The 12,286-nt window shown below is 65.3% G+C and carries 12 protein-coding genes and 1 pseudogene; 8 read left to right on the top strand and 5 right to left on the bottom strand.

Features of this window, described 5'->3' with window-relative positions; translation table 11 throughout:
* Positions 1 to 170: 170 nt before the first annotated feature.
* Positions 171 to 1,298: pseudogene (locus EOA23_RS25085) on the bottom strand (IS481 family transposase); the annotation flags it as partial.
* Between the two features lie 198 nt (positions 1,299 to 1,496).
* On the opposite strand from EOA23_RS25085, the gene EOA23_RS25090 reads away from it, so the two are divergent.
* Positions 1,497 to 2,201, top strand: coding sequence for an SDR family oxidoreductase (locus EOA23_RS25090; protein WP_127306123.1), 705 nt, complete (start codon positions 1,497 to 1,499; stop codon positions 2,199 to 2,201).
* Positions 2,202 to 2,245: 44 nt separating this feature from the next.
* Here EOA23_RS25090 and EOA23_RS25095 read toward each other — a convergent pair whose 3' ends face one another.
* The 3 genes from EOA23_RS25095 to EOA23_RS25105 form a co-directional block, all read right to left on the bottom strand.
* Entirely contained in the window at positions 2,246 to 2,476 is a 231-nt protein-coding gene (locus tag EOA23_RS25095) for a hypothetical protein (RefSeq protein ID WP_127306124.1), read from the bottom strand.
* 65 nt (positions 2,477 to 2,541) lie between these two features.
* Positions 2,542 to 2,781 carry a hypothetical protein gene (locus EOA23_RS25100; RefSeq protein ID WP_126061565.1) on the bottom strand — a complete coding sequence of 80 codons (240 nt, stop codon included), beginning with the start codon at positions 2,779 to 2,781 and terminating at the stop codon, positions 2,542 to 2,544.
* 139 nt (positions 2,782 to 2,920) lie between these two features.
* Entirely contained in the window at positions 2,921 to 3,364 is a 444-nt protein-coding gene (locus EOA23_RS25105) for an SRPBCC family protein (protein ID WP_126061566.1), read from the bottom strand.
* A 476-nt stretch (positions 3,365 to 3,840) separates the two neighbouring features.
* On the opposite strand from EOA23_RS25105, the gene EOA23_RS25110 reads away from it, so the two are divergent.
* From EOA23_RS25110 to EOA23_RS25120, 3 genes are all read left to right on the top strand, one after another.
* Entirely contained in the window at positions 3,841 to 5,268 is a 1,428-nt protein-coding gene (locus EOA23_RS25110) for a family 16 glycosylhydrolase (protein ID WP_127306125.1), read from the top strand.
* Positions 5,269 to 5,331: 63 nt separating this feature from the next.
* On the top strand, positions 5,332 to 7,038 hold the full coding sequence (locus EOA23_RS25115) for a type I secretion system permease/ATPase (protein WP_245474340.1): 1,707 nt from the start codon (positions 5,332 to 5,334) through the stop codon (positions 7,036 to 7,038).
* 3 nt (positions 7,039 to 7,041) lie between these two features.
* Complete coding sequence (locus EOA23_RS25120) at positions 7,042 to 8,361, top strand: HlyD family type I secretion periplasmic adaptor subunit (protein WP_127306127.1); 1,320 nt, start codon at positions 7,042 to 7,044, stop codon at positions 8,359 to 8,361.
* Between the two features lie 89 nt (positions 8,362 to 8,450).
* On the opposite strand, the gene EOA23_RS35785 is transcribed toward EOA23_RS25120, so the two are convergent.
* Positions 8,451 to 8,663 carry a hypothetical protein gene (locus EOA23_RS35785; RefSeq protein ID WP_126061570.1) on the bottom strand — a complete coding sequence of 71 codons (213 nt, stop codon included), beginning with the start codon at positions 8,661 to 8,663 and terminating at the stop codon, positions 8,451 to 8,453.
* A 361-nt stretch (positions 8,664 to 9,024) separates the two neighbouring features.
* Between EOA23_RS35785 and EOA23_RS35790 the strand changes: the two genes are divergently transcribed.
* From EOA23_RS35790 to EOA23_RS25140, 4 genes are all read left to right on the top strand, one after another.
* Positions 9,025 to 9,267, top strand: a complete 243-nt coding sequence (locus tag EOA23_RS35790) for a DUF1127 domain-containing protein (RefSeq protein WP_189341703.1) — start codon at positions 9,025 to 9,027, stop codon at positions 9,265 to 9,267.
* 245 nt (positions 9,268 to 9,512) lie between these two features.
* Complete coding sequence (locus EOA23_RS25130) at positions 9,513 to 10,091, top strand: OsmC family protein (protein WP_245463250.1); 579 nt, start codon at positions 9,513 to 9,515, stop codon at positions 10,089 to 10,091.
* 60 nt (positions 10,092 to 10,151) lie between these two features.
* Entirely contained in the window at positions 10,152 to 11,375 is a 1,224-nt protein-coding gene (locus EOA23_RS25135; protein ID WP_127306129.1) for an NAD(P)/FAD-dependent oxidoreductase, read from the top strand.
* Positions 11,376 to 11,386: 11 nt separating this feature from the next.
* Positions 11,387 to 12,286: FAD-dependent monooxygenase (locus EOA23_RS25140; protein WP_127306130.1), on the top strand; the 900-nt coding region annotated here is incomplete at its 3' end.

Genomic DNA, 12,286 nt, shown 5'->3' on the forward strand with positions numbered 1-12,286 from the left:
CACCTCTCCCCCGCCTTTGTGTTTGTGCTGGAGACAAGGTGAACGGGTGTTCGGGGACATCGTGGACGCTTTTGTTCATCACGAACTGCTGGGTTGTTTTTGTTGTTCGGCCTGTGGACCCTGTGGGCAACGCTCAGCGTTGTCCACAAGTCACAGGTCTCGCTAGCGCCCTGACGTAGGTTCAGGGTGGCAATTCTATGCGAGCAGTAGTGCACGCTGAAAACACCATCCTCGACGGTCGGGCGAAGCGCCACCAGCTCGCCGCGCAATGCCTTGCCGAGTCGCCAGGGTCGGTTCCTGAAGCTGATGAAGCCATCACTGTCGACCTTGCGAACCTGGTCGCCCGGTGCGTACTCGATCGCGGGCAGGACGTCGGGAAAGCTGCGCGGGCTCGGCCGGTAGCGCTCGGCCGGCGTGGCCATGTCGAGTGCTTCGTGTGGTCGTTCGTAGTTATAGCGCGGGCGCCACCGATCGAAGGCTCGCTGGCACTCGGCGAGATCGCCGAAGCTTCGCCCGTTGATTACCTCGGCCTTGAGTGTGCGATGGAAGCGTTCTTCCTTGCCTTGGGTCTGCGGATGGCGCGGCCGACCGTGCAGCACGCGGATGCCGAGCCGCAACAGCCAGACGCTGAAGCCGGTGTAAGGCTCACCGCCGGAATCGCTCCACGGCGAGCCGCCGTCCATCAGCATCGCCAGCGGCAAGCCATAGCGGCGAAAGGTAATCTCCAGCTCCCGGCGTACCGTCCGGCCCTGCTCGTCGCCGCAGGCGGACAGCACCAGGTTGAAGCGCGAGTGATCGTCGAGCGTGGTGAGCGGATGGCAGCGCCCGCCATGGATGGCGAAGTGACCCTTGAAGTCCATCTGCCACAGCTCGTTGGGAGCCTCCCGCTCGAAGCGCTGCCAGGGTCCCGGATGTTGCGCTGCTGTCGCCTCCGTCAGCCGATCATGACGACGCAGGATCGCGGTGATCGTGCTCGCCGCCGGGATGTCGAGCTCACCATGTCTCTTCATCGCCTGTCTGATCTTGCGACCGCCCCAGACGTCGTTGCTCTCGTCGCATACCTGCAACACCCTTGCCTCAATTGCCGAAGCGGTGCGTTGCGGGCTCAAGTGCGGGCGACGCGATCGTTCGACCAATCCAGCCGGCCCTTCCGACCGGTATCGCTCGAGCCACTTATAGCCGGTCGTCGGACTGATCCCGAACCGTCGACAAAGTTCGCGCACATTCGCCCCCTCTCGCAAGGCAAACTCCACGAACTCTCGCTTCTGATCCATCATGGACACCTCGTAGAACGGCATTCCATCCCTCCCGATCCAAGGATCGGGAAGTGTCCACGATGTCTCCGAACGCCTGTCCACCATCTCCCCAGTCTGTACACTTTGGCGGGGGCGAGGAACCTAAGCCCTCATACGTTGGCGCAATCCAATCCGGTTCATCACCTGCCCCGCGCATGCTAACAGGATCGCTTTCAACAATTCCAACGAGTGGACAGCGACATGGCAGGCGAAAAAGTAGCTCTGGTGACGGCGGGCGGCAGCGGCATGGGGGCGGCGGCGGCGAAGCGCCTGGCGGCCGACGGGTTCAAGGTCGGCGTGCTCTCTTCCTCCGGCAAGGGCCAGGCGCTGGGCAAGGAACTCGGCGGCTTCGGCGTCACCGGCTCCAACCAGTCGAATGACGACCTGAAGCGCCTCACGGACGGCGCGCTGGAGCGCTGGGGCCGCATCGACGTGCTGGTCAACAGCGCCGGCCACGGGCCGCGCGCGCAGATCATCGAGATCAGCGACGAGGACTGGCACAAGGGCATCGACACCTATTTCCTCAACGCCGTGCGCCCGACCCGGCTGGTGACGCCGGTGATGCAGAAACAGAAATCAGGCGTCATCATCAACATCTCGACCGCCTGGGCGTTCGAGCCGAGCCCGATGTTCCCAACCTCGGCCGTAGCGCGCGCCGGGCTTGCCGCCTTCACCAAGATCTTCGCCGACACCTATGCCGCCGACAACATCCGCATGAACAATGTGCTGCCCGGCTGGATCGACAGCCTGCCGGCGACCGAGGAGCGCCGCGACAGCGTGCCGATGAAGCGCTACGGCACGTCCGAGGAGATCGCCGCGACCATCTCGTTCCTGGCCTCGGATGGAGCGGCCTACATCACCGGGCAGAACATCCGCGTGGATGGGGGCATCACAAGGGCGCTGTAAGTCCCGCCGCGGCAGGACGGCGCCCGGTCTTGCCGGGCGAAAAGTCACTTGCCGCCGCGACGATGCAGCAACCAGAGAAAGCCCAACAGCGCAACGACAGCGACAAGGTTGCCGATAACGTTGCTCCAAAAGCGCGTCGGGTCGTCCGCGCACGAAATCCAGTTGAGCCTTCCCCGGATTTCGCCGGTCTTCAGGCCACAAGCGAGGTTATAGATCGCGAAGGCGGCGAGTGCCGCCACCAGGACAAAGACGGCGTCGGTTTTGTTGCGATCCATGGAGCGTGGTCTAACCGCGTCCGATGAAATTTTGCTTATCGCCCTGTGGGATATGTCGCCTCAGATCATCCCGGCTTGCGTGAATTGATCACCCACAGAACGCATAGGAAGGCTATCGAGCCCACCAGGACGATCGAATTGCCGACCACGATGTTCCAGAACCGTGTCGGATCATCCGAGAGCGCGACCCAGTGCAGCTTGCCCCGGACTTCGCCCGTCTTGATGCCGCAGGCAATGTTGTAGATCGCGATGGCCGCAAGCGCGGCCATCAGGACAAAGAGGTCGTTGTTCTTGTTGCGATCCATGGCAGCGGCTTTTATCAGCGCTTGGTGAAATATTGCTTACCTTGGGGGACGCGGCGGCCGGGAACCCGGCCGCCACGTTTCTCGGTTTGACGCAATTCCAGGCGGGAGGATCACGGCAACCGCGCCGGTTTGCCCAAGACTATTGATTGATCTCCGGCTCGACGAGCTTGGCCAGGTTGCGCAGCGATTCCTGCCAGCCGAGATAGCAGGCCTCGGCGGGGATGGCGTCCGGTATGCCGGCCTGGGTGATGTTGATCTCGGTGCCCACCAACACTTTCTTCAAGGTCACCGTCACCTCGATCTGGCCCGGCAAATTGGGATCGTCGAAGCGGTCGGTATAGCGCAGGCGCTCGCCCGGGACGAGCTCGACGAATTCGCCGCCGAAGGAATGGCTGCCGCCGGTGGTGAAGTTGCGGAAGGACATCTTGTAGGCGCCGCCGACCTTGCCCTCGAACTCATGCACCGTGCAGGTGAAGCCGTTCGGCGGCAGCCACTTGGCCAGCGCGTCGGCCTCAACGAATGCGCGATAGACCTTCTCCGGCTTGGTCGCCAGGACGCGGTGCAGGTGGATGGTGCTCGGCATGTCTCGATATCCTCTCTGGTTTCGTTGATCGATGCCCCAAGGACGGGCAGCCTCCAGCCGATCCGACAGAGGCTGTCAAATTTTTTGCCCGATCGCCTTGTCGCGGTTTGCGGTGCGGAACGGCTCAATAGCACCGAACCACCCCTCCCCTGTCCGGCAGGCAGCCCGGCGCCGATTTTGCATCGCCGGCTGCTATGGGCGGCTGCGCTGCACCACATGCACCCATCCAAGGCATTTGCACAATCCCTCGGCAGAAAACCTTGCAAAATTAAGTAAAATTGAGAAAGTCTCACGTCATAATTGCATTAGACACCACTTATTCTATCTATGCAAAAATATCGATAAAAATACCGCCGATTTTCTCTGTACTATTTGCTTATTTTCGGGAACGATAATCCATGTTGCAAATTTGGTTCGAAGCAGGCGCTTGAACCTGCAATGAACCTCCGGGCGGGGCAGCACGGAAGGAGTGTCCGATGAGCTTCGTCGTCAACGCGATAGGCGTTCCTCTTTATTATAGCGGCGCTTCCAACCATTGGTTTTCGGCGTCCTCGCCCGGGACGTTCAACGGCAGCAGCGGCAACGACTCCATCTGGGCCTCCAGCGGCGTCAACGTCACCATGTATGGCGGCCAAGGCGACGACATCTATTACCTCTATTCGGCAAGCAACAAGGTGGTCGAGTACGCCGGCCAGGGCGTCGACACCATCAACACATGGATGAGCTACACGCTGCCCAACAATGTCGAGAACCTCGTCGTCACCAATGCCCACAACTATGCCTTCGGCAATGCGCTGGACAATATCATCACCGCCAAGGGCGGCGGCCAGACCCTGGACGGCGGCGCGGGCAACGACGTGCTGATCGATGGCGGCGGCGGCGGCGCCGACACTTTCATCATCGCCAAGGGCAATGGCAGCGACTCGATCGTCAATTTCGCCGCGAACGACACCGTGCGGCTCGACGGCTACGGCTTTACTTCCTTCGCCGCCATCCACGACAGCATGATCCAGGCGGGACCCAATGTGGTTCTGAACCTCGGATCGGGCGAGATCCTCGAATTCAAGAACACGACCATCGACAAGTTCCAGCCCACCCAGTTCGAGCTGCCGATCGACAAGTCCGGCATGACGCTGTCCTTCAGCGACGAGTTCAACACGCTGAACCTCAACAACAGCCAGGGCGGCACCTGGGATACCAACTTCTGGTGGGGCGCGGCGAACGGCAGCACGCTGACCCGCAATGGCGAATTGCAGTGGTATATCGACCCCAATTACGCCCCGACCAGCTCGGTGCATCCGTTCAGCATCGACAATGGCGTGCTCACCATCACCGCGGCGCAGGCGCCGGCCGACATCAAGCCGCTGATCAACAATTACGAATACACCTCCGGCTTGCTCACCACGCATGACTCATTCTCGCAGACCTATGGCTATTTCGAAATGCGCGCCGATCTGCCGGAAAACGCCGGCGCCTGGCCGGCCTTCTGGCTGCTGCCGGAAGACGGTTCGTGGCCGCCGGAACTCGACGTGGTGGAGATGTATGGCCAAAAGCCGAATTCGCTGCTGATGACCGCGCATACCCTCGAGACGGGGCAGCACACAACGGTCGGATCCACGGTGAACGTCATGGATACCGCCGGCTTCCACACCTACGGCCTGTTGTGGACGCCGGACAAGCTGGTCTGGACCTATGACGGCGTGCAGGTCGCGCAAGCGGCAACGCCGTCGGACATGAACAAGCCCATGTACATGCTGGTCGATCTCGCGGTCGGCGGCCAGGCCGGCGCGCCGCCGGATCATCTCGCCACGCCGGCCCAGATGAAGATCGACTACATTCACGCCTACACGCTGGACGAACTGCAGCAGAGCCATTTGAACGTCACGGCCGAACACACAGCCTAGGCGTCCAGGGCAATGTCGCGAGAGCGCCCTCCGACCAGCTTGCGGCCCGTTTCGCTACGCGGCGTGTTCCTGCGCGCAGTCGGCGACGTCGGCCTGTTCTCGCTGCTGATCAACCTGCTGCTGCTGGTGGTCCCGCTTTACCTGCTCCAGGTCTATGACCGGGTGCTGCCCTCCTCCAGCGTCGAAACGCTGGTCTATCTGTCGGTCATCGCAGTCGCGGCGCTCGGCTTCCTCGGCTTTCTCGACGCCGTCCGCGCCGTCTACACGCAGCGCATCGCCGCCACCGTCAATGACAGGTTGGGCGCGACGGTTTTCGCCGCTTCGCTCGGCGAGCGGGCTGCGCCGTCGCCTCTCGCCGACCTCGCCGCGGTCTGCGCCTTCATACGCTCGCGCGGTGTGGCGGTGCTGTTCGACCTGCCCTTCGCGCCGGTCTTCCTCGGCCTGCTCTACCTCATCCATCCGGTGCTGTTCTGGGTGACGCTCGGCGGCACCGCGCTGCTGGTCGTGCTGGTCGTGGCCAACCAGCTTGCCATCGGCAGGAACGACGCGCTCTCCGCGGAGCGCTCGGCTCTGGCCAGCCGGGCCGAGCAGGCTTTCGCTCGCAACGCCGAGACGCTGCGCGCCATGGGCATGGTGGAAAACGCCGCGCGCGCCTGGGGACGGCATGTGGCGGAAGCGCTTGTGCTGCATGACCGCTCGGCCAGCGCCAACGCGATCTTCAGCGGCGCCTCCAGGGCGCTGCGCATGATGCTGCAGCTGGCGATCCTCGGCGCCGGCGCCTGGCTGGTGCTGAAGGGCGAGATGACGGCCGGCATGATCTTCGCCTCCTCGCTGGTGTCGTCGCGCGCGCTGCAGCCGCTCGACCAGCTGATCGGCTCGTGGCGGCAGATCGGTGAGGCCAGGCGCGCCTGGTCGCGGCTGCAGGTCGCGCTCGCGGCGCAGCCGGCACAGCCGAGCAAGCTGACCTTGCCCGATCCGACCGGCGCGATTGCCGCGCAGGATCTTTTCTTCATCGGGCCGAATGCGACGTTCGGCGCCGAGCCGATCCTGAAGCGGCTGAGCTTCGCGATTCAGCCCGGCGAAGCGGTGGCGATCGTCGGCCCGAGCGGCGCCGGCAAATCGACACTGGCGCGGCTGCTTGTCGGGGCGACCCAGCCGAGCGGCGGCTCGGTCCGGATCGACGGCGCCGAGCTCAGGACCTGGGACGAGAACCAGCTTGGCCGGCATATCGGCTATCTGGCGCAGGAGGTGGAGCTTTTCCCCGGCTCGGTCAGCGAGAATATCGCCCGCTTCGAGGCAGGCGCGGACGACGCGGCGATCATCGAGGCGGCAAAACGCGCCGAGGCGCATGAGCTGATCCTTTCGCTGCGCGACGGCTACCAGACGATGGTCGCCGGGACGCTGTCGGGCGGCGAGCGCCAGCGGATCGGGCTGGCGCGCGCCTTCTACGGCAATCCGCGCATCCTGGTGCTGGACGAGCCGAGCACGCATCTCGATGGCGCCGGCGAAACGGCGCTCGAAGCGGTGCTGGCGGCCGCGCGCGCGGCGGGCGTCACCACGATCGTCATCACGCATCGCCCTTCGATCGCAGCGGCCTGCGACCGCGTGATGGTCCTGCGCGGCGGCGTCATCGAGGCGTTCGGACCGAGCGCCGAGGTGCTGCGCCAGTCGACTGTCGACAAGGGCAAAGGCGCGCAGCGGAGCACGGTGGTGACGGGATCGTTCGCTCCGGTCATCCGCGCCTCGCAGACCATCCGCCACGGGTCGTAGACGATGTCCGCGCCAAGCCTCAGCTTCGACGACCGCCCGCGCACCGATTTCCGGCGCACAGCATTGGCCGGCTACGTGGCGATCGCGCTTCTCGTCGGCGGCTTCGGCACTTGGGCAGCGAGCGCCCCGCTGGCCGGCGCGGTGATCACGCAGGGCACGATCGCGGCGACCGGCGGCAACGTCCTGATCCAGCATCGGGAGGGTGGCATCATCAGCAGGTTGCTTGTGCATGAAGGCGACCACGTGCGCGAAGGCCAGGACCTCATCCTGCTCGACCGGACCGCGCCGGAGGCCGAGCTCAACCGGCTGACCCGCCAGTGGATCGCGCTGAAGGCGAATGCCGCGCGGCTGGAGGCCGAGCGCGACGGGCTGGACCGGCTTGCGCCCATCGCCGAGCCCGCGCCGGCGCCGTTCCAGCTGGAGTTCCAGAACCTGATCCGCGAACAGCAGAAAGAGTTCGACGCAAGGCTCGCGCGCTTCCGCTCGGAGCAGTCGATCCTGGCGCAGCGCGTCGCCATGCATCGCGAGTCGGTCAAGGGCCTGAACGCGCAGAAGGCGGCCATCGAGCAGCAGACCGAAGTGGTGAAGAAGGAGCTCGGCATCAAGACCGATCTTCTCAGCAAGGGCCTCACCAACCGCACGGAATATTCGCAGCTGCTGCGCTCGGAGGCCGACCTTGTCGGTCAGGCCGGCGCGCTGGAGGCGTACCTTGCCTCCGCCAACACGCAGATCGCGGAGGCCGAAGCGCAGACCGAGCGCGCCACCACGCAGCGCGTCGAGGAGGCGCTGACCAAGCTCGACGACGTGCGCACCAACCTCGCCGACATCGAGGAGCAGATGCGCGCCGCGCAAGCCGTGCTGAAGCGCACGACGATCACCGCGCCGGCGGCGGGCATTGTCGTGTCCTCCACCTATAATTCGCAAGGCAGCGTGGTCGCGCCCGGCGAGAAGATCATGGAGATCCTGCCCACGTCATCGGGCCTGGTGGTGGACGCAAAGCTCAGGCCGAGGGACATCGACCAGGTGCATGTCGGCCAGAAGGCGAAGCTCAGGCTGTCGGCGCTCAACGCGCGGCTCACGCCAGAGGTGCCGGCCACGGTGAGCGAGATCTCAGCCGACCGGCTGATCGACGAAACCACCCACGAGCCCTATTTCCGAGCCAGGCTGAAGATCGCCGATGCCCTGCCGCCCGGCGTGAAGCGAGAACAGCTTTACCCCGGCGCCCCGGTCGACACCTTCATCAGCACCGGCGACCGGACCTTCTTCGAATATCTGGTGCGGCCGATGATGGATTCGTTCGCAAGGGCGTTTGCGGAAAGGTAAAGGCGGGCGGTTACCGGCGGTCGTTTACGGTATTGCTTCGCTGGAGCGGCAGGCCCTACGTCCCGGGGCATCGGCGTTGGGCAGACGGCTTACTCCAGAAACATCAGGGCCGTGGCCAGGAATCCCATCCCGAAGCAAGACGCCATCGAATAGGCGATCATCCCGGCAGCCACATAGTCGCCCCCGCCCGACGACAGATGGCTGCCGAGCGTGCCGAAAGCCAGGAGCCAGCACGCTACGGCCAACCCGATGATCGCCCCGATGGCGAGGTTCTTGACGACAAAGAGCACCAGTGGAGGCATGAGCGCTGCTCCCAAAGAGCATTTCGCGGCGGCCCACGGCTTGCGGCCTCGTGAGCCGGCTGCTGTCCTTCAACGCCAGGACAGGCATCTGGTTGCTTCTCCTGCCTGTTTCGCTCCTGAACCGGTTCGAAGGCCGGCTTGCCCGCTGCATGGGTTTCGGCCAGGGTGCGAGCCGCCAACCTCATTCAGCTTCGACGCGGACGCGCTCCGTGCCCATTGGCAAAGGATGATTTCAAACCGAGAAATCGCCAGATTCCACGGCAGTTTCGACGCCCGCTCCAACGCTGGCTCCCCCGGTCGTCAGCGACAGTCCTGCCATCGACGACGCGAAATGGTCGCGCCGCAAAGGATGGAGACGACGATGACGAGTTTGGAACATACTGCCTTTAGAACCGCGGGCTACCGCCCGATCGGCTTTGCCGGCCGAGCGCTCAGGCTTTTCTATCATGCGATGAGGATGCACAGCGACCGCGCCGCCTTGCACGCCATGCCTGACTATCTGCTCAAGGACATGGGCATCACCCGTTCGGGAATCGACTACTACACCTCAACGCGCCGCGCTGCCTCCGGCACCGGCGGGATGGACATCCGCACCATCGGCTAATCGCGGATAGCGATTGCGGCCACGCCGTCGAAAAGCCCCGGGCTCTTCCGAACGCCCGGGGTTTTTGCATTCCGGCGCATAGGCTCAAGCGGTGTGCCAGTCCGTTTCAAACGATACGCCCGACGCCAATTTCCACGGTGGGCGTATGAAAAATTCCACGGTCGCATCCACTCTCGTTCAAACGCTCCAACGGCAAACAGAGGCCGTCACGGCAACCAAGCCGCAAAACAACCTTGGAGATGATGATGCAACCCAACACCAAACCTGCACGGCTTCCTCTCAATGGCGTCGACACGCCGAACCTGATGGCGACGATCAATTTCGTCGCCGGGCAGCCGGAGCTCGCCAAGTTCCAGTTCCGCGCCCACAATGAGTGGATCGAGGGCACGCACAGCAAGACCGTCATGCATGGCTTCTTCGGCGCCGGCAACGAGCAGAAGCACGAGAAGCCGCATTATGCCGACGCCGACCATCCGGCGATCCTGTGCGGCGCCGACAATGCGCCGACCCCGGTCGAGTGGCTTCTGCACGGGCTGGCTGGCTGCCTGATGGCCGGCGTCGCCAACATCGCCGCCGCGCGCGGCATCAAGCTCACCAAGGTGAAGTGCTCGGTGGACGGCGACATCGACCTGCGCGGCATCCTCGGCATCTCCGACGAGGTCCGCAACGGCTTCCAGAACATCCATGTGTCGTTCGAGATCGAAGGCGACGCGCCGGCCGAAAAGCTCCAGCAGCTGGTCGAGCAGTCGCGTGCCCGTTCGGCCGTCTTCGACGTGCTGACCAAGGGCGTGCCGGTCACCGTCGGCATCAAGACCATCCAGTAAGCCTCCAGGCGGTCCGGAACCGGTCCGGGCCGCTTCCCTCTCCTTGGACGGAACTGAACCATGAGACGCGCGGTCGTCATCATCGGCGCGGGCCAGGCCGGCCTTGCCCTCAGCCATTGCCTCGGCCAGGCCGGCATCGACCATGCCGTGCTGGAGCGCGGGCGCATCGGCGAGCGCTGGCGCTCGCAGAGCTGGCGCTCGCTTCGGCTGCTCACGCCGAACTGGCTGAATGCGCTCCCCGGCTCGCCTTACAAGGGCGGCGATCCGGACGGCTTCATGAGCAAAGGGGCGTTCGTGGAAAGCCTGGAGCGCTACGCCTGGCAATGGCATGCGCCGGTCGAGACCAATGTCGAGGTCCTCGCTGCCAAGCGGACCGGCGACGGCTTTGCCCTGCGCACCAGCGCCGGCCACTGGTCGGCCCGCGCGGTCGTAGTCGCGACGGGACATTGCGACCGGCCGCTCATCCCTTTTTCAGCGGAGACCCTCCGCGGGCCGCTCAGCATCCACGCTTCGCACTATCGCTCGCCCGGCGAGCTGCCGGGCGGCGGCGTGCTGGTCGTCGGCGCGTCATCCTCCGGCGTGCAGATCGCCGACGAGCTCGCCCGCGCCGGGCGCCGCGTGGTGCTTTCGGTCGGCAAGCATACGCGGCTGCCCAGAACATGGCGCGGCCACGATATCTTCTTCTGGCTCTGCGCGATGGGTCTGATGGCGCAGCGCCCCGAAGACCTCGCCAATCCGGAAGGCGCCCGGCGCCAGCCATCGCTGCAGCTCGCCGGCCGGCCCGACAGGGCCGATGTCGATCTCGCCACGCTGCAGGCGCTCGGCGTGGAACTCACCGGGCGGGTGCGCGGCGTCGGCGACCGCGAGATCGGCTTCGCAGGCGATCTCAGCCACCATATCGCGTCAGCCGAAGCGAAGCAGGCGCGCCTGCTCGACCAGATCGACCGGTTCGCGGGTGTGGCGACACCATACCGGCCCGAGCCGGTGGTGATGCCGGCAGCCCCCGCGGAGCGGCTGTCGCTGGCCGACGGATCGATCCGAACCATCATTTGGGCGACCGGCTATGCGCGCTCTTTCGGCTGGCTGGAGCCGCTGGCGCTCGGCGCCGATGGCGAGCTCGCGCATCAGGGCGGCGTCACCAGCGTGCCCGGCCTCTACGCGCTCGGCTTCCGCTTCCTGCGCAAGCGCGATTCCAACTTCATCGGCGGCGTCGGCGCGGATGCCGAGGCGATCGCCTCCGAAATCTCCCGTCATCTCGGCCGAAACGGCCGCAAGGCCGCTTGAGGACGACGACCATGGCAATCAATCCCATCTCCCTCATGGCCTCCCCCAGGCGCGGCCATTACGATGCGATCATCGTTGGCGCTCGTTGCGCAGGCGCCGCGACCGCGATGCTGCTCGCCCGCGCGGGCCTCAAGGTGCTGGCGATCGACCGCAAGCCCTATGGCTCGGACACGCTGTCGACACATGCGCTGATGCGGCCCGCGGTGCTGCAATTGTGGCGCTGGGGCCTGCTCGAGCCGTTGCTCGAGGCCGGGACGCCGCTGATCGAGACGACGACGTTCCACTATGGCGACGACGAGATCACAATCCCGCTTGCCTCCGGTTCGGAGCTTCCCGGCCTGATCGCGCCGCGGCGCACCGTGCTCGACCGCATCCTGGTCGACTCGGCGCGCAAGGCCGGCGCGGAGATCCTGCACGAAGTCGCTGTCGGCGACCTCTTCGCCGACACACGCGGGCGGGTGCGCGGCGTCGAGATCCGCGCTGCCGGCCGCGCATCCCTGCGGGTCAGCGCCGATATCGTGGTCGGCGCCGACGGCATCGGCTCGCTGGTGGCAAAATGCGTCGACGCCCAGCCCTTGCGGCGCGGCGCGGTGTCCGCCGCCCATGTCTATGGCTATGCGCCGGCCGAGCCGGGCGCCGGCTATCACTGGTACTTCCGCGACGGGATCGCCGGCTCCTTCATCCCGACCAATGACGGCCTCGCCTGCATCGTCGCCTCGGTGCCGACCGGCCTGTTCGACCAGCGCTTCCGCCTCGGCCATGCGCGTGCCCGCATGGATGTGCTCGAAGCGCTTTCGCCGGCTCTTGCCGCACAGGCGGCCCTGGCGCCGAAGGACACTCGCCTGCAGGCGTTCCGCGGCGCGCCCGGCTATATCCGCCAGCCGCACGGCCCCGGCTGGGCGCTGGTGGGC

The sequence above is a fragment of the Mesorhizobium sp. M2A.F.Ca.ET.042.01.1.1 genome (assembly GCF_003997405.1).
Classification (GTDB): domain Bacteria; phylum Pseudomonadota; class Alphaproteobacteria; order Rhizobiales; family Rhizobiaceae; genus Mesorhizobium.